The 23,648-nt window shown below is 59.0% G+C and carries 18 protein-coding genes and 1 riboswitch; of the genes, 13 read left to right on the forward strand and 5 right to left on the reverse strand.

The features are described from left to right. The first annotated feature begins 64 nt into the window (after positions 1-64). The 8 genes from FY528_RS00365 (at position 65) to FY528_RS00400 (ending at position 10,215) form a co-directional block, all read left to right on the forward strand. Positions 65-1,138: an o-succinylbenzoate synthase gene (locus tag FY528_RS00365; protein WP_149069007.1), complete on the forward strand. Its 1,074-nt coding sequence runs from the start codon at positions 65-67 to the stop codon at positions 1,136-1,138. Positions 1,139-1,208: 70 nt separating this feature from the next. Further along, entirely contained in the window at positions 1,209-2,492 is a 1,284-nt protein-coding gene (locus FY528_RS00370; protein ID WP_149069008.1) for an aspartyl protease family protein, read from the forward strand. Positions 2,493-2,560: 68 nt separating this feature from the next. After that, positions 2,561-3,751: a lysophospholipid acyltransferase family protein gene (locus tag FY528_RS00375; RefSeq protein ID WP_149069009.1), complete on the forward strand. Its 1,191-nt coding sequence runs from the start codon at positions 2,561-2,563 to the stop codon at positions 3,749-3,751. A gap of 164 nt (positions 3,752-3,915) precedes the next feature. Continuing rightward, a complete protein-coding gene (locus FY528_RS00380; protein ID WP_149069010.1) occupies positions 3,916-4,911 on the forward strand; it encodes an alpha/beta hydrolase in 996 nt (331 codons plus the stop codon). A 169-nt stretch (positions 4,912-5,080) separates the two neighbouring features. Next, on the forward strand, positions 5,081-5,566 hold the full coding sequence (locus FY528_RS00385; RefSeq protein WP_149069011.1) for a phasin family protein: 486 nt from the start codon (positions 5,081-5,083) through the stop codon (positions 5,564-5,566). Between the two features lie 133 nt (positions 5,567-5,699). Further along, a complete protein-coding gene (locus FY528_RS00390) occupies positions 5,700-7,385 on the forward strand; it encodes an ABC1 kinase family protein (RefSeq protein ID WP_149069012.1) in 1,686 nt (561 codons plus the stop codon). Between the two features lie 71 nt (positions 7,386-7,456). Next, positions 7,457-7,530, forward strand: a riboswitch (Fluoride riboswitch). 87 nt (positions 7,531-7,617) lie between these two features. After that, positions 7,618-8,871, forward strand: coding sequence for a chloride channel protein (locus FY528_RS00395; RefSeq protein ID WP_149069356.1), 1,254 nt, complete (start codon positions 7,618-7,620; stop codon positions 8,869-8,871). Between the two features lie 285 nt (positions 8,872-9,156). Next, entirely contained in the window at positions 9,157-10,215 is a 1,059-nt protein-coding gene (locus FY528_RS00400) for a hypothetical protein (protein WP_149069013.1), read from the forward strand. Between the two features lie 4 nt (positions 10,216-10,219). On the opposite strand, the gene FY528_RS00405 is transcribed toward FY528_RS00400, so the two are convergent. Both FY528_RS00405 and FY528_RS00410 read right to left on the reverse strand, forming a co-directional pair. After that, entirely contained in the window at positions 10,220-10,738 is a 519-nt protein-coding gene (locus tag FY528_RS00405; RefSeq protein WP_149069014.1) for a hypothetical protein, read from the reverse strand. Positions 10,739-10,847: 109 nt separating this feature from the next. Then, positions 10,848-12,584, reverse strand: coding sequence for a phospho-sugar mutase (locus FY528_RS00410; protein ID WP_149069015.1), 1,737 nt, complete (start codon positions 12,582-12,584; stop codon positions 10,848-10,850). Between the two features lie 271 nt (positions 12,585-12,855). Between FY528_RS00410 and FY528_RS00415 the strand changes: the two genes are divergently transcribed. Then, positions 12,856-14,550 carry a Hint domain-containing protein gene (locus tag FY528_RS00415; protein ID WP_149069016.1) on the forward strand — a complete coding sequence of 565 codons (1,695 nt, stop codon included), beginning with the start codon at positions 12,856-12,858 and terminating at the stop codon, positions 14,548-14,550. 89 nt (positions 14,551-14,639) lie between these two features. On the opposite strand, the gene hppD is transcribed toward FY528_RS00415, so the two are convergent. Next, positions 14,640-15,773 (reverse strand): 4-hydroxyphenylpyruvate dioxygenase, encoded by a 1,134-nt coding sequence (gene hppD, locus FY528_RS00420; protein ID WP_187631931.1) that lies wholly within the window; start codon positions 15,771-15,773, stop codon positions 14,640-14,642. Between the two features lie 175 nt (positions 15,774-15,948). Between hppD and FY528_RS00425 the strand changes: the two genes are divergently transcribed. Both FY528_RS00425 and FY528_RS00435 read left to right on the forward strand, forming a co-directional pair. Then, positions 15,949-16,335 (forward strand): hypothetical protein, encoded by a 387-nt coding sequence (locus FY528_RS00425; protein WP_149069017.1) that lies wholly within the window; start codon positions 15,949-15,951, stop codon positions 16,333-16,335. A gap of 229 nt (positions 16,336-16,564) precedes the next feature. Beyond that, a complete protein-coding gene (locus FY528_RS00435) occupies positions 16,565-16,798 on the forward strand; it encodes a DUF952 domain-containing protein (RefSeq protein ID WP_149069019.1) in 234 nt (77 codons plus the stop codon). Between the two features lie 77 nt (positions 16,799-16,875). On the opposite strand, the gene FY528_RS00440 is transcribed toward FY528_RS00435, so the two are convergent. Both FY528_RS00440 and FY528_RS00445 read right to left on the reverse strand, forming a co-directional pair. Continuing rightward, entirely contained in the window at positions 16,876-18,801 is a 1,926-nt protein-coding gene (locus tag FY528_RS00440; RefSeq protein WP_149069020.1) for an ABC-F family ATP-binding cassette domain-containing protein, read from the reverse strand. A 202-nt stretch (positions 18,802-19,003) separates the two neighbouring features. After that, positions 19,004-19,237, reverse strand: coding sequence for a hypothetical protein (locus tag FY528_RS00445; RefSeq protein ID WP_149069021.1), 234 nt, complete (start codon positions 19,235-19,237; stop codon positions 19,004-19,006). Positions 19,238-19,381: 144 nt separating this feature from the next. On the opposite strand from FY528_RS00445, the gene murI reads away from it, so the two are divergent. Both murI and FY528_RS00455 read left to right on the forward strand, forming a co-directional pair. Further along, positions 19,382-20,215 carry a glutamate racemase gene (gene murI, locus FY528_RS00450; RefSeq protein ID WP_149069022.1) on the forward strand — a complete coding sequence of 278 codons (834 nt, stop codon included), beginning with the start codon at positions 19,382-19,384 and terminating at the stop codon, positions 20,213-20,215. A gap of 1,062 nt (positions 20,216-21,277) precedes the next feature. Next, positions 21,278-23,584, forward strand: coding sequence for a T9SS type A sorting domain-containing protein (locus FY528_RS00455; RefSeq protein WP_187631932.1), 2,307 nt, complete (start codon positions 21,278-21,280; stop codon positions 23,582-23,584). Positions 23,585-23,648: the final 64 nt, after the last annotated feature.

Below are 23,648 nucleotides of genomic sequence, written 5' to 3' on the forward strand. Positions count from 1 at the left end.
GCTGCGGCCCAGCTTGGCGGGCTACCTTTGCGCCTCTTGGTTTCCGGTTTTTGTTTTGCTGTTTATGGCTCTGCACCTGCATTACTCCCAGCGCGCCCTGCGCTTCAACTTTCCGGCCCGCACCTCCCGGGGCGCCCTCACCGAGCACCTGGCCTGGTACCTGCACCTCTCCGATGACGCGCAGCCCGGGCGCACGGGGCTGGGAGAGGCTGCTCCGCTGGCCGGCCTGAGCCCCGATTATGGCCCCGGTTTCGAAGCCCGTCTGCAGCAGCTCTGCCAGGAGTTCAACGCGCAGTCCTTTGGAGCCGCGCCGGAAGCGGTGGTAGAAAAGCTGGTGGAGCCCGAATGGGCGGCCCTGCGCTTTGGCCTGGAAACCGCCCTGCTGGACTGGCAGCAGGGTGGGCAGCGCCAGCTGTTCGATACCCCCTTTAGCCGGGGCGAAGCAGGAATTTCCATCAACGGGCTGGTCTGGATGGGGGATGCGGAGTTTATGCGCGCGCAGATCCGGAAGAAACTAACGGAGGGGTACACCTGCCTAAAGCTGAAAATCGGCGGCATCGACTTCGCCACGGAGCTGGAGCTGCTCCGGCTGATTCGGCGGGAGGCCAGCCCCGCAGAGCTTACGCTGCGGGTAGATGCCAACGGCGCGTTCCGCCCGGTAGAGGCCCTGAGCAAGCTGCAGCAGCTGGCCGAATTCTCCCTGCATTCCATTGAGCAGCCCATTCAGCCCGGCCAATGGCCGGCGCTGGCTTCCCTCTGCCGAAGTTCGCCCGTACCCATTGCCCTCGACGAGGAGCTGATCAACCTTACCGACAAAATCCGGCAAACCGAGCTTCTGGAAACGGTGCGCCCTGCCTATCTGGTTCTGAAGCCAACTCTGCTGGGAGGCTTAGCTGCCACTAGTCACTGGATAGCCTTGGCCCGGCAACAGGAGCTGGGCTGGTGGCTTACTTCCGCCCTGGAATCAAACGTGGGCCTAAATGCCATCAGCCAGTACACCGCCCAGCAACCCACGCAGGGTATGCCCCAGGGCCTGGGTACCGGGCAGCTGTATCACAACAACGTGCCGGCTCCCCTGCGCATTGAGGCCGGCCAGCTCTGGTACGATCCAGAGAATCAATGGGTACTGCCCGAATAATTCGAGGGGGAGAGGGCTGCGCGGAACTGCTTTTTTTGCTATATTACCCGACCCGCATGTCCCCTCCGAAATGTTCACCTGTTGGTTGCTCCGCCCACTGTTCTGGCAAGTATGGCTTTCCCGCCTGCTGGCCTGCGTGCTTTTATCCGGGGTTCTGACCGTCCCCGTGGTTGGGCAGCAGGCCAATTTGTTTAAGCTGGTTAATCCCCGGGCCCGCCACGTTATAGTGCCATTTGAGATGCAGCGCAATCTGATGATTGTGAAAGTGCGCTTAAACGGCAAAGGTCCTTTCAACTTTATGCTCGATACCGGGGTGGGCGTGAGTCTGCTTACCGACCCCGGTCTGCAGGCCGAGCTAGGCTTAAAAGTCGGGCAGCGGTTTCGGGTAGTAGGTGTAGGGGAGGAAGCCGCCCTGGAAGCCTATATTTCTAACGATGTGCGGGCGGAACTGGACGGTATTGTAGCGCCGAGCATGTCGCTGATGGTGCTGTCGGATGATGTGCTGGACCTCTCCAGCTACGTAGGCATGCCCATTCACGGTATCTTGGGCTCCGATATCTTTCATAGCCTGATCGTAGAGGTGCGCCCGACGGAGTCGCGGCTGATAGCCTATGAGCCCACGCGCTACCGGGCCCCGCGGAGCCGTCGGTGGGCCATGCTGCCGTTGTCCATGGAAGGCAGCAAATCGTACGTGACAACAGCCGTCACCTTCGCCGATTCCCTGCAGCTGCCCCTGAAGCTGGTGCTCGACACTGGGGCCGGGCACGCCTTGTCCGTGGAAACTGGCTCAGATGCCCGCTTGCAGCTACCCGCGCAACGGCTTCGCTCCCAACTGGGGCGGGGGCTCAGTGGCTTCATCAACGGCTACCTGGGGCGGGTGCAAACCCTGGAACTTGGGCGGTACCGGATTGCCAACATGCTCACGTCATTTCCCGATAACGCCGAGGTGCATCAGCGAACCAATTCCGAACGCAACGGTAACCTGGGGTTTGAACTGCTCAAGCGCTTCACGGTGGTAATCGACTATCCGCACAACCGCTTGCTGCTGAAGCCAAACGAGCTGTTTAAGGACCCGTTTGAGCACGACATGTGCGGCCTGGAGCTGCTGGCCACCGGCGAGGACTACCGCAATTATATTGTGCTGAAAGTGCAACCCAATTCGCCCGCTGCGCAGGCAAAGTTGGTGCCTGGCGACCAGCTTGTGTCCATCAATCTGCTGCCGGCCAGCGTCTTTTCGCTAACTCAGATCAGCCGCATGCTGCATTCTTCGGATGGCCGTCAGCTCCTGCTAGTGGTGCGCCGCCCCGATGGAGAGCTATACACGGCCACTATCCGGCTCAAGCGGCAGATCTAACGGCGCTAGGCCGCTTTCGGCAATTTCGCTACCTTACCTGCCCACCTTCGTCTGCCCCTGACTGCCCGATGCCCACGGCCTCTTCTACTACGCTGCCCCAGCCGCCGCCCGCCATTCAGGCTAATCAGCACATTTACTCCGATTATTTCGACGAGGAGTTTGCCCGTACCCTGGACGAAAACATTCTACAACTGCTCGACCGGGTATGGTTTCGTTCCAAGCTGGTGGGCTTCGAGGATTTTCCGCAGCCTAACAACCCCGAGCGGCCGCTCATCTTTGCCTCCAACCACTCGGGCATGGCCTTTCCCTGGGATGCCATGGTGGCCCTGGCGCACCTGTTGCGCGAGCTGCGCGTGCCCAGCGACCTGCCCCGGCCCCTGTCGGCGCCCTTGCTCTCGCAGTCGGTGCTCATGAACCCCTTCCTGGTAAAGGACTTCTGGAAGAAGTGCGGGTGCGTAGACGCCACCACGCTCAACTTCGAAACCATGATGTACTACCAGGACCACAACCTGATGCTCTACCCCGAAGGGGTGCCCGGCATCGGGAAAGGGTTCAACCGGAAGTACCAGTTGCAGCGCCTGGCTACCAGTATCGTGCGCCTGGGCATCCAGCACCGCACCGATATCGTGCCGTTCTACACCATCAACGGCGAATACCTGAATCCGTACGCCTATAGCTGGGACTGGATCAACAACCTGAGCAAGAAGATTGGTATTCCCTTCCTGCCCCTCGGGCCCATCATCCTACTAGTGCTGCTGCAGCCCTGGTGCTTCTACATGGCGTTTCCGGCCAAGCTCACCTTTGTCCTGGGCCAGCGCATCCGCCCCTACGAGCTTACGGACAAAGCTCCAGAAGACCTTACCCGGGAAGACTACTTGGCTTTGAGCGAGCAAGTGCGCCAACGCATGCAGGTAGAGCTGGATGCCGCCGTACAGGCCCATGGCCAGCAGCCCTACCAGTGGCGGGAGCTGTGGCAGCGTATGAAAGAAAACCGCCGGTACTTTCCGTTTTTCCTGCCCTGGGCCTGGCCGGCGTTGTTTCAGGAGTTTGAGCGGCAGTACGTGCGCCACGGCCGCCGCGACTTCCGCCTGAACCTCAGCGCCCCGGGAGCGTGGTGGCGCATGGTTTGGCGGAATCCATTCACGCTGGCGTTTTTCATTCCTATTCTGGGTTGGATTCCCATTGCCATTCGTGGTTACCGCGGGCATCAGCTCGGAAAAAAAGCCCCCAAAAAAGCACCGCTGGGCACGAAGCCTTAGCCACACCGGCCTTGGTGGCCATACCCAAAAGATCTGATTGCGTATAGCAACCAGAAACTGCCGGTAAATGCGTATTTTTTGACGCAGCCCGCGCTGCTTCCGCCCTTCCTCTGCTTTTCCAGCCTGGCGGCTGCCCGCTTCGCCCGGCAAAATTCCCCGTTTGCATGCCTTCCCCTCAACACTTGCTGCTCAAGCAGCTGCTAGCCGCGGCTACGCCGGCGCTGGCCACTTCACGCCCGCGGCTGGCCAACGTCCGCCTGGCTGCTGAGTTCAGCTCGCTGCTGCAGTTTATGCCCTGGAACGTTTTTCTGGAGGACGTCGACGTGGATGGTATGGCCGCGGAGTGGCTGCGCCCGGCCCAGGCCGATAACAGCCGGGTACTCCTGTACCTGCACGGGGGTGGCTACGTGCTGGGGTCGTTGAACACGCACCGCAGTTTGATTGGAACCCTGGCCCAGCGCTGTGGCCTGCCGGCTTTCACCATTGATTACCGCAAAGCCCCGGAATACCCGTTTCCAGCCGCCCTGGAAGATGCCCTGGTGGCCTACCGTTGGCTGCGCGGCCAAGGATACCCCGCCGAAAACATCATTGTGGCTGGCGACTCCGCCGGGGGCGGGCTGGCCCTGGCCCTGGCATTGAGCTTGCGCGAAGCCGGCGAAGCTCAGCCCGCCGCCATTATTGGCCTTTCGCCCTGGACGGATCTGGTATTGCCGGAGCGGGTCTTGCGCGAGGTGTGCCAGGAAGAAACTCAGCTGCTGGAAGCCCTGCAGATCCGCGACTGGGGCACGCACTACGCCGGCTCTACGCCCCTTACGCACCCCTTGGTTTCGCCAGGCCAGGCCGAGCTGCACGGTTTGCCCCCCTTGCTTATTCAGCTCTCCGATGCCGAAGTGCTCTGCGATGACGGTTTAAGTTTTGTGGAAAAAGCCCGCCGGGCCGGCGTGCCCGTCACGCTACAGGCTTTCCAGGGCTTGGTGCACTGGTGGCATTTGTTCTGGCGCGTGCTGCCCGAGGCGCGCCAGGCTCTCGACGATGCGGCCGGCTTTGTGCGCGGTATCTGGGCGGCGCAGGCGGCGGCGGCTGCTACGCTGCAAGCTGCCCGCCGCACCGCCAGCCGCGGGGGAGCGGCCCAGCCGGGGCGCATGCGGGCCCAATCCTAAGAGAAGGATTGGGGATTTAAGTTGTAGCAGAAAAAATCTTTCTACTCACTTCCAACTATATAGCCTTCTTTTCGTAGGTTTGCAAAGTAGTAGGCTTGCATACTATTTCGAATGTGCCTGGCCGCTGCCGTGGTTGTTCATTTTCCTCTTTCCCTAACCCTTCAGTCCCATGGAAGACCTGTTTAAAAAAGTCATCAACGCTGGCGTTGGCTTTGTTTCGCTCACCACCGACCGGGTGCAGACCACTATCGACAAGCTGGTGCAGGACAGCAAGCTGTCGGAACAGGAAGGCCGCAAAATCATGGACGACCTGAAGAAAAACGCCGATACCAAGCGCAAGGAGTTTGAAAAGCAGATTTCGGGCGTAGCCGCCAAGGTGCTGAAAGGCGTGGGCGTAGCTCCCAACGCTGACCTGGAAGACCTGAAGCGCAGCGTGAAAGGCACCAAGGCTGCTTCTTCGGCTCCGGCGGCTCCGGCCAGTAAGAAAGCAACTCCGGCCAAGCCCGCCGCCAGCAGCGCTACCAGCAAAGCGGCTGGCACGGTGAAAAAAGCCGCCGACAAAACCAGCGCCGCCGCTGGTAAAACGCAGAAATCGGCCGCTGCCAAAGCCGGTGCCGCCAAGAGCGAAGCCGACAGCACGTCGTCGGCCTCGTAGTTTTGAGCCTCCCGCCCGGGGTGGGAGAAACCTAAGCAAAGCCAGCGCCCCTAGTGGTGCTGGCTTTGCTGTTGTGGGGTCGGGCCAACGCCGTACTTTGCAGTTCTGATTCTCTTCTGCCCTTCCTCCTGGCATGTTTAAAAATACGATATCCAATCTGGGCCGCATCCGGCAGGTAGTGGAAGTGCTGGTGCGCTACGGCTTCGAAGACGTAGTAACCAGTACGGCCCTGCGGCGCCTGGTATCCAGCAAGCGTCGCCTGACCTGGCAGCACGCCGAGCGCCCCGTGTTTGAAACCACGCGCTGGGAGCGGATTCGGATGATCATCGAGGAGCTGGGACCCACCTTCATCAAGCTGGCCCAGGCCCTGAGCAACCGCGCCGACCTGTTGCCGCAGCCGCTGATTGACGAGTTTGAAAAGCTGCAAAGCAATGTGCCCCCCTTCCCGGTGGCGCTGGCCCGGCAGATCATTGAGCAGGAGCTGGGGCAGCCCTTGGAAAACCTGTTCAGTGATTTTGAGGAAGTGCCCCTGGGCTCGGCCAGCATTGGGCAGGTGCACAAAGCCAAGCTGCTTACCGGGGAAGAAGTGGTAGTGAAAGTACAGCGCCCCGATGTGCAGGAAAAAGTGTGCACTGACCTTAGCTTGCTGCACGAGCTGGTGCGCCTGACCAGCGGCTTCCTGCGCAAGCAGGGCCTGGCCAACCCCGAAGACATCGTGGATGCTTTTGAGCGGAGCATGACCCGGGAAATGGACTACACCTCCGAGGCCCGCAACTTGGAGCAGTTTCGCAAGCTCTACGAGCAGTACGAAAGCTTCTACATTCCCAAGCCCTTCCGGGAGGTAAGCACCACCAAAGTGCTGGTGATTGAGTTTGTGGCCGGCTGCAAGATTACCGACAAGGCCCAGCTGCTGGCCTGGGACCTGAGCCCCGAGAAAGTGGCCGAAACCGGCATGGATATCTACCTCACCCAGATATTCGAATTCGGCCGCTTTCACGCCGACCCTCACCCCGGCAACGTGCTGGTGCGCCCCGATGGCACCATCGTGCTCATCGACTTTGGCATGGTGGGCAAGCTCACTAAGCAGCAGAAATATGCTTTTGCGGGCGTGTTCATTGGCATGGCCCGGCAAGATGCCCGGGGCATGGCCCTAAGCTTCCGTCGCCTGGCTCTTACCAGCGACATTCCCGACATGCGCGCCTTTGAGTCGGACCTCAGCGACCTGATTGAGGACTTCTCCACGCTCGATGTGCAGGACATGAGCATGAGCGACCTGGCCGATGCCTTGCAAGAAGTCATCTATAAGTACAAGCTGCAGGTGCCCGGCGCGGTGTTCCTGATCCTGCGGGCGCTAGTGATTCTGGAGGGCATTGGCAAAGTGCTGCACCCCCGGTTCAATACCTTTGAGTTTGTGCGGCCCTACGGGGCGCGTATCATTGCCGAGCAGTACTCGCCCGAGAACATCCTGAGCGAAGCCGAGTACACGGGTACCCAGTTGCTGGCCTTGCTCCAGACTTTTCCGGCCGACATCCGCCAGATCATGCGCAAGGTCTCCCGGGGGGATTTGCGCGTGAAGGTGGAGCTGAGCGGCTACCTTTTGCTTTTGCGCAAAGCCGACCAGCTGGTCTCCAGAACGATTATTGCCCTGTTAGCCGTGGCGTTTCTGCTGTTTTCGGGACTAAGCTTGCTGGGGCGCTACCCGACTACCATGCCCTACTACCGCGGCCTGCCCGGCATCACGTGGTGGGGGCTAGGCATCACGGCGTTTCTGCTGCTGGTTCTCCTCATTTTAGGTACCCGGCGGGAGCGAAAAGCCTAGCCAATACCTGCCCCGGACGCTCCGTAAGGCACAAGCCTTGTACAGGAGTTGGGCCGGCTGCGTATCTTCGCCCCGCGTACGGTGATGGATTTCCACCGCGAACCGCCGGGGCCAGTTGCTCTGCGCTGATGATTCCTACGAAACCGGCCAGGCAAACCTGGCCGGAGTGCTTCATCCTATACTGCGCACTATGGCCCGTTTCCCCTTTACTTTTCGCCGACATTTGGCTTCTATGCGCTTGGCTGGCGCCTCAGCGGTGGCTATTCTGTTGCTGCGCTGGGTCCTGATTGGTGGGGTGGTAGGCGTGCTGGCGGGCTCGGCATCGGCGTTCTTCCTGGTGTCGTTGGATTGGGTTACGTACTGGCGGGAAACGCATCCGTGGGTAATCGGGCTGCTACCCGTAGCAGGCTTGGTAATTGGGTTGGCATATCATTACTGGGGAGAAAGGGCCGGGCGCGGCAACAACCTCATCCTCGAAGAAATCCATTCGCCCCGCACTGTCTTGCCCCTGCGCATGGTGCCCCTGGTGCTGGGCAGCACCCTGTTGACGCACCTGGTGGGCGGGTCGGCGGGGCGGGAGGGCACGGCCGTGCAGATGGGTGGGGCCTTGGCCGATCAGCTTACCAACTTACTCCGGCTGCCACCCCCGGAGCGACGCCTGCTGTTGATTGCCGGCATGAGCGCGGGCTTTGCTTCTGTGTTTGGCACACCCCTGGCCGGGGCTGTCTTCGGGCTGGAAGTGTTTCTGCTGGGCTCCATGCGCTACGATGCCGTGCTGCCAGCCTTTCTGGCCGCCGTCAGCGCTGACTTGGTAACCCGCGGCTGGGGCGTGGGGCACACGGCCTATCCGCAGCTGGCTAATCTACCCCTCACGCCGCTGGGCTTCGGTTGCACGCTGCTGGTTGGGGCCCTGTTTGGCCTGACGGCCCGCTCTTTCGCCACATTCACGCATTGGATAAGTCAGCAGTTTGCCCGCCTTCAGTATGCGCCGTTGCGGCCCGTAGTAGGCGGGGGGCTGTTGCTGCTCATCCTCTGGGCCTCGGGCACAACCCGCTACCAGGGGTTAGGTATTCCGGTTATTGTAGAGGCATTCCGTGCGCCCGCTGCCCCCACCGATTTTGCCTGGAAGCTCGCTCTCACGGCCCTCACGCTGGGCAGCGGCTTTAAAGGCGGGGAGGTGACGCCGCTGTTTTTTATCGGGGCTACTCTGGGCAGCGCGTTGGCCCTGGTGCTGCCGCTGCCAGTGGCCCTGCTCACGGCTATGGGCTTCGTAGCCGTTTTCGCGGGCGCGGCCAATACACCGTTGGCTTGCACCCTTATGGGCCTGGAGCTGTTTGGGGCCGGCGCCGCTGCGTACCTGGGGCTGGCCTGCGTGGTAGCCTACCTGTTCTCCGGTCATCGGGGCATTTACTCGGCCCAGATTATTGGGGTGGGGAAGCATCGGCGGATGGCGCGGGAGCAGGATAATCCCCGGACTGATGTATAAACCACCCGGACCGACTGCCCACATCCGGCCGGAATAGCTGTTTGCTGGCTTGAGCCAATAGGCCTAGTGTGCTTTTGCCGTATCATATGGAAGGAAATTAGAAGTCTGATTGAATATTCGGTAATCTGCTTATTTAAAGATAATTGATTGCGGTTGGTAGCGCTAAACATGGGGTTGTAATGTCCTGCGGCAACTAATTCTGGGATGGTTGCTGCCGGCGGCTACTGCCAATTTGCAGGCCAGATGCTGATCATCAGCCTCAGTTGATATCCTTACTGCGCTGCCATGCAAGCAACCACTACTTTCTTCGTTGGCCTGCTTACGCTCCTGCTGGGGCTACTGGCCATGACTCCCTTACGGGCACAGAGCCAGGAAAACGGTTCATATCCGGTTCAAAAACGCCTCACACTGGCTACTACCCGCTTGCCAGAAAGCAAAGCTCAGCTTCGCGACTTCATCCGGCGCCGGGCCCGGCAGGTAATCAAGCAAGAAGAAAGCCCCAGCCAGCTGCAGGCCGAGTTTACTTTGCCCCGCCAGCTGCTCCCTGCCCTGGACTCAGTGGCAGATCGGCTGGGCTACCAGCATGAGAACAACCTGAATGCCCAGGACCTGACGGCGCACCGCCAGCAGCTTGCCGACGAGGTGGCCACTGAGGCTGCGCTCCTGCGCCGGCTGGAAGACCAGCTGGCTGGCACCTTAGCCGCCGCCGACCGCCCGGCCTTACAGCAACAGGCAACGGCCGCCGAAACTCGCCTGCGCACGTTGCGCCGCGAGATAACCAGCTACCAGGCCCACGACTCGCTGGCCTATGTGGTGGTGCGTCTCTATGATGAGGTAAGCTTCCCCAATGGCAACCACAAGATTTCCTTCGTGAACATGCCGGGCGTTGAGTACGGCTACCTGCGCCTCGACAATCCGAAGCCGGGCCTCACCAGCATGGCTTACCGCGGCTACGCCATTAAATACCACTTCACGCGCGGGAAAAGCTACTTCAACCTGGGCGTGTATAAGCCCACTACTTCCAATAAAACCGACTCAGCTTTCGTGAATGAGCTGTTTGTCATCAATTTTGGCCAGGACTTTTATCCCCACAACTTCGGGCGGGGGCGCCGGCGTTACCTCAACCTATACACCAGTTACCAAGTGGGGGGCTTCATTCTCACCCGCAACGACGACCAGCGCAACGAGTTTATTCCGAACCTAAACCTGGGCCTGGGGCTGGAGCTGCTCAAAACGCGCCACGTACTGCTCGATAACAAAGCCAGCTACTTTATTCCGCTCTACAAGCGCAGCCGCGACCTGCGCGGACTGCTTTATCAGGCGTCGTTTAGTTTCGTGTTCTAGATAATTAAGCGTCCTGTGATTCGGCTTCCTGTAGCACCTTCTGCTGTTTGTGCTGGTCGAAGCCGACTACTTCCACGCCCAGCGCCCGGCCCAGAAAGCAGCCGATTCGGACCGCATGGTCGTACTTACGGGTGCTTGTGACAATGGCGGCCTGCTGGCGGCCGGGTACCGATAGAAGAATAGTATATCGGCGGCTTCTCTCGTATTCCAGCCCGCCACCTTTGCCGGAAGAAACAATGAAGTCGGAGAAATACCGCACGACCATGCGTTGCGTGGGCGGCAGTACCTGCCACGCCCCGAAATTGAGGCCGAGCAGCTGGCTCCCCACCCGGTAGTGCCGGTGGTGGCTATCCAAGGTCAGTGTTTTAGCGCTGGTGCCAGCCACTACCGCCAGCAGTACGCTGCCTATTGCCAGGGGCGTCAGTTGGTGATAAAAACAGAAAACCCCCATGCCCAGAAACAGGGCCATGGAAAAGTAGTTGGGCGACGTTAGGGTAAAGGTGGTGGGCTTCTTATGGTTCATCCGCTGATCAAAGAGGCTGGAATAGGGGTAGATATAGCGTTGCCTTACAACGACAAAAGCCGCCGCAACTCGTGCGGCAGCTTTCGTAATACTAAGTAAATCAGCGGAATTACTGCAGCTGCATGTCCGCAATGATGGCTTGAATCTTCTCGTCGGCGCGGCGGTTGGCCAGGTCAAAATCCACCACGGAAGCCAAGGGCTGCTTTACGCTGAAGTAGAACTTGATTTTGGGCTCGGTGCCGGAGGGGCGGGCCGAAATCTTGCTGCCATCTTCGAGGATGAATTGGAGCACGTTGGAGCTTTCCAGGCCAGTAGGCAGCTGCTCGCCGGTGTGCAGGTTGCGAATGATGCCCTGGCCGTAGTCGCGCAGCTCCGTTACGGGCAAGCCGGCAATGGTGCGGGGCGGGTTGGCCCGCAGCTCGCGCATCATTTCCTGGATTTCCTCGGCCCCGCGCTGGCCCTTCTTAGTCAGCGAAATCAGGTGCTCCTTGTACAGGCCGTAGGTGGCGTACATGCGTTGCATTTCCTGGTAGAGCGTGTGGCCCTGGTCTTTGGCTACGGCCGCCATTTCGGCGATGAGGGCGCAGGCCGATATAGCATCCTTGTCGCGCACGAAGTCACCAATCATGTAGCCGTAGCTTTCCTCGCCGCCGCCGATGTAGGTTTGCTGGCCTTCCAGGTCCCGGATGATGCCGGCAATGTACTTGAAGCCCGTCAGCGTCTGGTAGGCCTTCACGCCGTGGCGGCTGGCAATATCACCCAGCACGTCGCTGGTTACGATGGTGTACACGATGAAGTCCTGCTCGGTCATTTTGCCGGCCCGGGCGCGGGCCGAGAGCAGGTAGTGGGTGAGCAGCGCCGCCGTTTGGTTGCCGTTCACCAGCACCCACTCGCCGTGGTTGTCTTTCACGGCCATGCCCACGCGGTCAGAGTCGGGGTCGGTGGCCAGCACCAAGTCGGCATCCAGGGTTTTGGCTTGGTCGAGGGCCAGCTGCATGGCTACTTTTTCCTCGGGGTTGGGCGACAGCACCGTGGGGAAGTTGCCATCGGGCGTGGCCTGCTCCTGCACAATATGCACGTTGGTGAAGCCCAGCTGGGCCAGTGCCTGGGGCACCAAGGTGATGCCCGTGCCGTGCAGGGGCGTGTACACAATCTTCAGGTCGTGCTGGCGCTGAATGGCCTCGGGGTTGATGCTAAGCTCTTTTACCTTGGCCAGGTAGGCGGCATCCAGCTCCGCCCCGATGTGGTGAATACGGGAAGCATCGGCCTGAAAGCGCACGTCGTCGACGCTCTGAATTGCGTTGACTTCGGTAATAATGTTCTTGTCGTGCGGGGCTACTACCTGGGCCCCATCGTTCCAGTACACTTTAAAGCCGTTGTACTCTTTGGGGTTGTGGGAGGCCGTCACCACGCAGCCGCTCTGGCAGCCCAGGTGACGAATGGCAAATGACAGCTCCGGCGTGGGCCGCAACGCCTCAAATAGGTATACGGTGATGCCATTGGCCGAGAAAATATCCGACACGAGTCGGGCAAACTCGGGGCTGTTGTTGCGCGAGTCGTGGGCTACGGCCACCTTGATTTCCTGGCCGGGAAACTGCTGCACGAGGTAGTTGCTGAGGCCCTGCGCCGCCATGCCCAGGGTGTAGCGGTTCATGCGGTTGGAGCCCGCACCCATAATGCCGCGCAGGCCGCCGGTGCCAAACTCCAGATTGCGGTAAAAAGCGTCGCTCAGGGCTTCTTCCTGGTCGGCGTCGAGCAGCTGCTGAATGTTGGCTTTGGTTTCGGCGTCGTAGTTACCGGTCAGCCAGGTGTTGATTTTGTGTTGGAGTTCGGTTGAGAGGGCCATAAACTGGTGGGAGCTTGCAAAAACGCTATTGACGAGCCAAAGGAAAAAGAAGTTGTGCAAAAGCCTGCACGGCCGGTGCCGCCGCTAAGGCCGGCAAAGTGGGAAATAATTAGCAGTGTTGCCCGCTTTCACATCAATATGCGAGGGTTTCTCCTCAATGATGTGATTGACCAGCGGCGGTTTTTTGGCGCACTTGCAGCCGCAAACGCTACTCCCTGCTTCCAGGTGCGGGTGCAGTATTCCCATCACTTCTTTACCAGTTACCGCCACCATGCAGTCTGCCCACCGCGCTATCAATCTTCTGATGTTTCTGGTTTTGCTGTCGGTATTCCTGCTGGCGGCCGGCGTAGCGCTGGCTCAGAAGCCCATCAAGACCGATGTAACCACCTTATTCGATAAAGTGCCGGCCCCGCCGGCGGCCTTCAGCTGCGCACTGAAACGCCCGGCGGAGCTGGCGGCTGTGGAAAAGCAGTTGGGCCAGTTCAACGTCGCCATCACCTCGGCCCGCACCGCCGGCCAGAGCCGCGACGAAGCGGCCATGCAGAACTTCGGGGCCCAGGCAGCTGCCGATGGCATCGAGAAAATGACCGACCAGCAGAAGCTGGCGTACCTGCAGCAGCAGGGTGGGGCCATGCCCGGCCACAATGCCCAGGCTGTGCAGCTAGCCCAGCGCATGCAGGACCCCGCCTTTCAGGCCAAGCTGGCGAGCATGAGTGACGCGGAAAAGGCGCAGTTTCTGCAGCAGCAAATGGCCGCCCCCGGCTCGGCGCAGCAGCGCATGACCGCCGACCCCGGATTTCAGGCAGCCCAGGCCGAGTTCATGCAGCAGATGCGCGACCCCGCTTTTCAGAAAGCCTGGCAGAAAAAGTCGCAAGCCGAGCAAGATGCCTACACGGAGCAGCTCATGCGCAAGCACGGGGTAAACGAAGCCAAAATGAAAACCATTGCCGGCTCTTCGAACACCGCGCCGCCAGCGCCGCTCGTTACGGCGGCGGCTATGGAAGCCTTCAGCGCCATGAATGAAACCTTTGCCACGGGTATGCAGAAGCCGTCTTCCCTGCAGCACCTCAGCACCGCTTTGTATACGGAAATAGAAGTGCTGAAGAATAGCCAGCAGGCCCAGCGGCTGCCAGCGGCCAAAGAAGGGGACTGCAGCGGCCAAAAGCGGGTGTACGAGCAAAACCGTCAGTTTATTCTACGACGTCAGGAGTTGATGCGCAAGTATCTGCCGCAGTTTGCCTCGGCGTGGGCTGCAACGAAAACCCAGCTGAAAGCGCAGGCGGCCCCCTTCCAGAAAGAGCTGGCCGCCATTCACTACACCGATGCTATTAAGCGGGAAGACGAGAAAGTAAACATTGTGCCCCTGGCCGGCGGTCAGCAGCAGATGCTGCTCATGGTACAGAACCTGCTCGAATTCACGAGCTCTGTGTACGACCTGAACCAGGAGTACTGCCAGCTGCAGCAGGCCTACGACAAGCCCTTCCAATGCGAGCTGGCCACCTGTTTTCCGGCTATGGCAGCGGTAACACTGCCCAACGGAAAACAGGCACCCATAGCCTCCATTCGCCCCGGCGACGTGGTGCTGGGCTACGATGCCACAACTGGAAAGGTAGCCCCTACGCGCGTACTACGCCTCGATGAACACACGGAGGCGGCTTATCCCCTGGTCCAGCTCACCATTGGTACTCCGGCTATTTATGCCAGCACGAGTGCCGAGCCGATGCCTGCGCCTGCTTCCGTAGAGCTGGTGCTCACCCCAAACCATCCTCTGGTATTGGCAAATCGGGAAACCCGCCGCGCCGACGCCCTGCAAACCACCGATGAGCTGCTGCAACTGCGGCCGGATGCGCTGGCGGTAACCGCCCTCACCGACCGCCAGCCGGCCGGAACAGCTCCCGCCGTGTATAACCTGCGCACCGAAACCGGCAACTATTTTGTGCAGGGCATTCTGGTTGGTTCTAAGTAAAGCCATGAACACCTAAAACCAGAAAAGCCCCAGCCGTTATGGCTGGGGCTTTTCTGGTTTTAGAAGCAAGCCCACAAAAAGTTGGGTGCTTACAGGTTACCGCGCAGAGCCTGCTCCCGCTCAATGGCTTCGAATAAAGCTTTGAAGTTGCCTTTGCCGAACGACTTGGCGCCTTTGCGCTGGATGATTTCAAAGAACACGGTAGGGCGGTCTTCCACCGGCTTGGTGAAAATCTGCAGGAGGTAGCCTTCTTCGTCGCGGTCCACCAGCAGGTTCAGCTCCTTGATGCTTTCCAGCTCCTCGTCGATGGCGCCCACGCGCTCCAGCAGATCATCGTAGTAGGTGCCGGGCACGGTGAGGAACTCCACGCCGCGACGGCGCAGCTCGGCTACCGTGGTGCGGATGTCGTGGGTGATGATGGCAATGTGCTGCACGCCGGCATCGTGGTAGAAGTCGAGGTACTCTTCAATCTGGCTTTTCTTCTTGCCTTCGGCGGGCTCGTTGATGGGAAACTTCACGTAGCCGTTGCCGTTGCTCACCACCTTGCTCATCAAAGCCGAGTACTCGGTGCTGATGTCGTCGTCGTCGAAGGTGATGAGCAGCTTGAAGCCCATCACGTCCTCGTAGAACTTCACCCACTCGTTCATCTGGCCCCAGCCTACGTTGCCCACGCAGTGGTCCACGTACTGCAACCCCACGGGCGCACCCTGGGGCACATTGCTTGTTTTGGCGACGTAGCCGGGCAGAAAGGGGCCGGTGTAGTTGCTACGCTCCACGAAGGTGTGGATGGTTTCGCCGTAGGTGTAGATGCCGGCCAGGGTCACAGAGCCATGGGCATCTTCAATCGTGTAGGGCTCGAAAGCGGGCCGGGCGCCGCGCTTGGTGGTTTCCTCGAAGGATTTGCGGGCATCGTCCACCCACAGGGCCATTACCTTCACGCCGTCGCCGTGCTTGGCCACGTGGCGGGTAATGTCGGAGTCGGGGAGGAGGGAGGTGGTGAGGACGAGGCGGATTTTGTTTTGCTGCAGTACGTAGGAAGCCCGGTCGCGCACCCCGGTTTCGGGGCCGGCGTAGGCCACCAGCTCAAAGCCAAATGCCGCCTGGTAATAGTAGGCCGACTGCTTGGCGTTGCCCACGTAAAACTCCAGGTGGTCGGTGCCATTCAGGGGCAGAAAGTCGTGGGCGGGGTGAGCCTGCACGGCAGGCGAAGTCATGGTTTCCATCAGGAAGGGTGGGGGTAAGGTCGGGTGGATAATGGAAGGGTAGATTAGGAGTAAAAATACGGGATTCGGTTGAATCGTACCGGGGAGCGGGCTATTTTGCACCTTCCCGGATTCAGAAATTCCTGAATCCTGCGCACCTTTACCCCACTGCATCACCTATTACCCCTGAGGAGATATGAATAAGGAGGACCTCAACCGTGCCTTGGTGGCCCTGATTGAGAAAAAGCAAGAACTGCAAAAGCTCACCTACGACGATGCCCGCTACGACGACGTAGAAGAGGAGCTGCACGACCTGGAAGACGACTTCAACGATGAATACGGGGCCTTCCTGGAAGCGGCCCTGGAAAAAGTACACACCGACCTCGTTTCGGATACGGATGTGCTGCTGCCCACCGCTTACCTGCCCGCCTCTACCAGTGCTACGCCCTCGCCCAAAGAGGGCGTCTGGATTGATTCGGAAAAGTATTCCGGCAAGGAAGCCCGCCTCACGCTCGTGCCCAACCCCACCCGCCTGGTGCTGACGGTGGGCAAAGCCGTGCAGCAGGAAGTGTGGCAGGCTTAGAAAATGGTTGCATGGTTGGCTTGTTGCATGGCTGACTGGTTGTATTAGGGCCAGAAACGACCCGACGGTTCAGCCAGTTAGTCATTCAACGACTAAACCATTTAACAAGTCAACCATGCTCTACCGCATAGCCCAGCCCACCGATTGGGCGGCCGCGCAACGCCCCGGCTTCTTTGCCAGCCCCGACCTAGCGGCGGAGGGCTTCATCCACGCTTCGGAACTAAGCTAGGTGTTGGAAACTGCCCGCCGCCATTACCGGAACAGCCCGGAAGCGGTGCTACTGGAAATAGACGAAGCCGCGCTAACAGTCGCCCAGGTACGGGTAGAGCGTGAGTGGGCAGCGGGCCGACAGGCATACTTTCCGCACATCTTCGCGCCTATTCCGGTAAGCGCCGTGGTCCGCAGCTGGCCTTTCCCGGTAGATGAGCTAGGCCAGGCTACTCTGCCGGCCGCTTTACAATAAGACCAATAACCAACAAAGAAGCCTCCCCTGCGCGCAGAGGAGGCTTCTTTGCTGTATGAGGCGAGGCAGTTCGCGGGCTACACCAGCTCGGCCAGTTCCAGCCAGCGCATGCCCTTGTCGTCGATGGTGGTTTCGGTGCGCTTGAGCTCGGCGGCCCAGTCGGCCAGCTCCTGGTGGGAGCCGGAGCCGGAGTTGAGCTTCTCAATCAGCTCCTGCTTGCGAACTTCCAGTTGCCCGATTTCCTTTTCCAGGGTTTCGTACTCCTTCTTCTCGGCAAACGTGGCCTTGCGCTTGGGCACCTCGGCGGGCTTGGGCGCGGGGGCCGGGGGGGCCGGGGCGGCTACCGCCACCTTGGCCGCAGCCCGGGCTGCTTTGGCTTCCTGCTCGGCCGCTTCCTGGGCGGCCTCCGTTTCCCGCTCGGCCAGGTAGCCGCGGTAGTCGGTGTAGTTGCCAGGAAAGTTGAGCACGGCCCCGCCGGGTTCCAGTACAAACAGGTGCTCGGCCAGCTGGTCCAGGAAGTACCGGTCGTGGCTGACGATGAGCAGGCAGCCGCTGAAGTGCAGCAGGAAGTCTTCCAGAATGTTAAGCGTGCCCAGGTCCAGGTCGTTGGTGGGCTCGTCAAGAATCAGGAAGTTGGGGTTTTTGATGAGCACACGCAGCAACTGCAGGCGGCGTTTTTCGCCCCCACTCAGCTTGCTTACCAGCGTATACTGCTGGGCCGGCGGAAACAGAAACAAGCTCAGAAACTGGCTGGCCGTGAGTACGTCGCCGTTGGCCAGCTCCACCACTTCGGCCACTTCCTTCACAATGTCGATAACGCGCTGCGAAGGGTCGAATTCCAGCTCCGTCTGGGTGTAGTAGCCAAACACGGTGGTCTGGCCCACCTCAATGGTGCCAGAGTCGGGCTGAAGCTTGCCCGTAAGCATGTTCAGCAGGGTAGACTTGCCGGCGCCGTTGGGCCCCACGAGGCCAATCCGGTCCTTTTTCTTGAATACGTAGCTGAAGTCATCCAGCACCACGTTGTCGCCAAACTTCTTGTTGAGGTGACTGGCTTCAATGATTTTACCGCCCTGGCGGGTGGTTTTCACGCTCAGCTCCACCTGCTGCTTGCTCAGGTTGGTGCTGGCCTTTTCCTTGGTCACGTAAAACGCGTCGATACGGGCTTTCTGCTTGGTGCCGCGGGCCTGGGGCATGCGGCGCATCCACTCCAGCTCTTTCTTGAACAGCTGCCGCGCCTTCTCCACTTCCACCGACTCCCGCATCTCGCGGTCGGCCTTTTTCTCCACGAAGTAGGCGTAGTTGCCCTGGTAGCGGTACACCTGGCCCTTGTCCAGCTCCACAATTTCGTTGGCCACGCTGTCGAGGAAATACCGGTCGTGGGTCACCATCAGCAGGGTGAGGCTGGGGGAGGAGAGGCGGTTTTCCAGCCACTCAATGGTCGCCAGGTCCAGGTGGTTGGTAGGCTCGTCGAGCAGCAGCACATCAGGTTCTTCGATGAGCACCCGGGCCAGGGCCACGCGCTTGCGCTGCCCACCCGAGAGCATGCTCACGTTGCGCGTGAGCAGCTCGCCCAGGATGCCCAGGCGGCCCAGAATCTGCTGTACCTGGGCCTCGTAGTCCCAGGCGTTCAGGGAATCCATGCGCTCCAGCACGCGCTGCAGGTCGTCGGCTTTGTGGTCGGGGTCGTTGACGACGTGCTCGTACTCCTGAATGGCGCGCAGCGTGTCGTTCTGGCTAGCGAAGATGGTTTCCTCCACCGTCAGGCTTTCATCGAACACGGGCTGCTGGCCCAGGTACGTCACCCGAATGCCTTTGCGCGTGCTCACCAGGCCGGTATCGGGCTGCTCCAGGCCGGCCAGGATTTTCATGAGCGTGGTTTTGCCGGTGCCGTTGATGCCCACGAAGGCCACGCGCTGGCCTTGCTGCAAACCAAAGTTCAGGTCCCGGAAAAGCCACCGGTCGGCATAATTCTTCGAAAGGTTTTCAGCGGAAAGCAGGTTCATACCGCAAAGGTAGACCACGGATGGGCACGGATTTTAACGGATTCCGCGGATTTTGTAGTTGGCACGGAAGAATAACCAGCTAGCAACCCGAAGAAACGGTCAGAAAAATGGCGCCTCAGAGAAACGTACAGGCTAAGACGCAACTTCCCGCTTTGAGTATGGAGCCAACTGTCTTATTCGAAAAATCGGTGCTATCTGCGGTCTAGATAACCCGCACCCGGTCCACGTTCAGCTCGTCGCGCAGGATTTCGAGGCCCCGGTACGCCAGGGGGCGGCCCGTATTAGTGGTCAGGTCGCCGCCGGCCTGGTGCAGGTGGGCCACGTCGAGAATTAGCTGGGTGTATTTCCGTTCGCCCAGCTCAATGGCTACGGGCCGGCCGCGGGTAGCATCGAAAGAAGCCAGGGCCTGGTCGATTTCATGCAAAACCGTACTCATAGGAATCAGGGGAAAGCGGCAGTTAGAGCCTACTATATAGGAAGAATATTTCTGACCTGCCCACCCGGAGTAGGGAAGGCCCACAGGGGAATACCGCACCACAGCGTCATAACCCAGTAAAAACGATTTACCTTTGCGCTCAATATGGGTACAGCAGCTTCTTCCTCCCTGGCTTCTCGCCCCATTGGGGTTTTCGATAGTGGCATTGGGGGCCTCACCGTGGCCCGGGCCGTCAACAAGCTGCTCCCGCAGGAAAGGCTGGTGTACTTTGGCGACACGGCCCACCTGCCCTATGGTGACAAAAGCACGGCCGCCATTCAGGCCTACTCCGTGAAGATCTGCGACCTGCTGCTTAAGCAACAGTGCAAGGTGATTCTTATTGCCTGCAACTCGGCCTCGGCGGCGGCTTATGAGCTGGTGAAGGAATACGTAGGCTCCAAAGCCCGGGTCCTGAACGTAATTGACCCCATTGTGGCCTACGTGGGAAAGGCGTATGCCGGGCGCACCGTGGGCCTCATTGGCACGAAGCAAACGGTGAACAGCAACGTGTACCGCAAAAAGATAGACGACCTGGACGCGGGCGTAGAGCTGCGCAGCCTGGCTACGCCGCTGCTGGCCCCGATGGTGGAGGAGGGCTTCTTCAACAACTCTATTTCCCGCAACATCATTGAAACCTACCTGTCGAATCCCGTACTCGAGGGCATTGAGGCGTTGGTGCTGGCCTGCACCCACTACCCGTTGATCAAGCAGCAGATTGCGGCCTTTTATCAGGGTAGGGTAGAAGTGTTAGATGCCTCCGACGTAGTAGCCGAGCACGTGCGCCAGTACCTGGATGCGCAGCAGCTGGCGGCCCCAGCCAAAGAAGGCGTCCCGGCCCATCATTTTTATGTGTCCGACTTCACCCGCTCTTTCGAGGAAAGCACCCGTATCTTTTTCGAGCAGGAAGTACAACTGGAGCACTATCCACTGTGGGAATAAGCAGCCTATATTATCTCACCCAGCCACCGGTTTGCAACCTGCAACGACAATTCGGGTTATGGTTGTAAAAAACCAAGAAAACATTCCGCTTTATGGAAAACAAAAACTACCCGGAGTGAGGTACAAAGCACCAGAGTAGCCGTTTTCATTGACGTGGCGCTAACTGAGTAACAAGCATAAGTTCACCAAGGGGCCGCAGAAGCAGGCATCCGGGAGCAAAGCAGCCTGAAATCCGGAAAAGATAACAATTCGTATAGTTGAATGATCCTGGGAATCATTTGGGCACGAAATCTGTAGACCCGGGCAGGACCAAATTATCGGTCCGGCTTTCCCTAAAGAACAGACCTACTAACATAAATCAAATAAATATGCGAACAAATAGATGTATAGAAAAATTATATGCAATGTCAAAAAAATTATTGAACTGACCCTTAGTTACTGCGTACAAGGAGCAGGTTTGATGAACATCAACCTGGCTTGCTAAAACCTGACAATCAATTGGTTGTCTTTCCACCGTAAAACTTTTTACTTACTCATATGAAAAATTCATACACTCGCCCCCAACGCCGCACTGCCTGGTCGGTTATTTGGGTGTTCATGCTGGCGCTGTTCGTTTTGCCTTCCCTGAGCTTTGCCCAGGATCTTGACGATTCTTTCCTCAACTACACCTCATTTGTTGATACGCAAGTTGGCCAGACCACTCAGCGTCCCCCCAATGTTACTAATACCAATACGGTAGTAAGGCTGACCGTAAATGGACAAGACCTGACCAATGATGTACAGGTGACGGTGGCTGGGGCTAACCCAAACGACTTTCGGGTGAGCTTAATCAATGGATCTGGCTTTACAAACACGGTAACTGTTCCAGTAACAGACGCCAACAACGGTAATAACACCAGAGTATATATTCAATTCGCACCGACAGCGGTCGGCAATCGATCGGCTTCTATAGTTCTGACTTCTGGCTCAGTCACCCGCTCCTTTACTGTATCGGGCACTGCAGTTGCCGCTCCCCCCACTCTAACGGCTAACCCCAATTCGCTATCGTTTGCTCCAACTCGCGTGGGCGAAACCTCGGCGGTGCAGTCTTTTGTGGTGACGGGTACTAATCTGACTGGTAGCGTAACGATTGTGCGGCCTATTAACTTCCGCCTTAGCACCAACGGGACTACGTTTACCAATTCCAACATTACGCTCAGTGGTGCTAGTGGCTCAGTTTCCACAACCATTTACGTGCAGTTTGCCCCTACGCAAGCGGTCAACATTTCGGAGAACATTGTAATTTCTACCCCGAATGGTAGCGGCACAGTAACCCAGAACGTGGCTGTGAACGGCAACGGTCAGCAAGCAGTTACCTCTGCAATTACTTATTCGATTAATCCGCTGAACTTCGGCACAGTTTCTACGAACGGTTCTTCCACGCTGACAACGATTGTAACGGCTACGGGCCTGGCACCTAACTCCACGGTGACGCTGACGCCTTCGGCTACGAACATTCGCTTCCGCCTGACGGGCGTAGGCACGTACAACAACACGCCTATCACCCTGACCACGGATGCCAGCGGCAACGTAACCCAGGAAATCCAGGTGCGCCTGGTGGGCACTAACGCTGGTGCCTTCAGCGGGAGCATTGTGGGCTCGGGTGTAAGCGGCACCAATACCACCATTACCGGTACGCTTAACATCACGGCCAATGGCTTGGGTGGCAACTCGGCTATCAACGCTTCGGGCGTACTGAGCTTGTTCTCTACCGTGCCGGGTGTGCCTTCGGCCATTCAGACCTACCAGCTCTCGGGTACTAACCTGCTGGAAGGCGTAACGGTAAATGCTCCGATCTACTTCCAGGTGGCCCTCTCGGCTGCTGGCCTTGATGCCCTGAACGGCGCAACGGGCAACTCGCTGCTGATTCCGCGTAACTCCGGCAACGACCTGACGGTAACGACGGTGTACATCCGCTACCTGCCGCCCTCCGCCCGCGAAGACGCTACGGTGATTACCCACACCAGCGACCCAGCCAACCCTGTGACCTTCCCGGTATCGGGCACCAGCCGTCCGCAGGTGCAGCTGGCCAATGCCTACAATACTTCCGGCATCGTGGTGATTTACGAAAACTCGCCCACGCAGGCACTGAACCTGGTAGCCGACCGGGTGCGTCAGCCCATTACCATCACGATTTCGGCACCTACGCCTTCGCCCCAGAACCCTTCGGCTACGCCTCAGTTCCAGGTATCCACCGACGGCATTAACTTCTCCAGCAGCGTAGTGTTCACGCCTAGCAGCACCACTTACAGTGTAAATGCTACCCTGTATGTGCGCTACTCGCCTACGTACCTGGGCCAGGCTTCCAACACGTTGCGCTACCAGAGCACGGACTTCGAAATTACCACCGCGCAGAACTTCGCCAACAATGGTACGCTGGCGGGCCGCTCCATCGACGAGCAGCCCACGGCCGAGCGCCCCTTCCTGCTGACGCGCAGTGGCCGCAACATCACCATTACCTTCACCGGTAATGTAGCCGGGCAGGGCGAAGGCCACCTGGTGGTTGCCAGCGAAAACCCGCTGTTGCCTGCTAACCGCCAGCCGGTAGATGGTACGTCTTACCAGACCAACAACTCCATTTATGGTACGGGTCCGCAGTTGGCACCGGGTTACTTCTCCGTGTATGCCGGCGCTAACAACTCGGTAACCGTTGAAAACTTTGAGCCCACAAAAGCTTACTACTTCTACGTGTTCGAGTTCAACAACATCGACCCTACCACGGGCTTCATCACGCAGACCTCGGAAAACTACCTGACGCCCACCACGGCGGAAGAAATTGAAGGGGTAGGCATTGATGGCCAGCCGCTGCCTGTGACGCTGACGGCCTTCTCGGCCAAGCTGCAGAACAAGCAGGTGAAACTGACCTGGGTAACGGCTTCGGAGAAAAACAACAAAGGCTTCGAAGTGCAGCGCTCGGCCGACGGGGTGAACTTCCAGACGTTTACGACGGTAGAGGGCAACGGCACCACGTCGAGCCGCCACGAGTACGCGGCTACGGATGCCAATCCGCTGACGGGTACCTCGTACTATCGCCTCAAGCAAGTTGACTTCGATGGCCAAACTGCTTACTCCGACGTGAAATCGGTAGTGAATGGCGGTGGCTCCCTGAGCGTGTATCCCAACCCGGCCCAGAACAACCTAACGGTGAAGCTGCCGGTGCCCATGCAAAACGCCAAAGTGCAGGTACTGGACCTGACCGGCCGCGTGCTGCTGACCCGCACCCTGGGGGTAGATGGCAACCTGGAGTTGAGCAGCCTGCAGCGGGGCACCTACCTGGTGCGCGTAGAGCAAGGCGGCCAGCAGTGGACGCAGAAGGTGGTGAAGCAATAGTCGCCCCGATATTTTTAGTCTGAAAAAAGGCCTCCCGGTATCCGGGAGGCCTTTTTTATTAAAT

It is taken from the genome of Hymenobacter lutimineralis (assembly GCF_008271285.1).
In the GTDB taxonomy this organism is placed as follows: domain Bacteria; phylum Bacteroidota; class Bacteroidia; order Cytophagales; family Hymenobacteraceae; genus Hymenobacter; species Hymenobacter lutimineralis.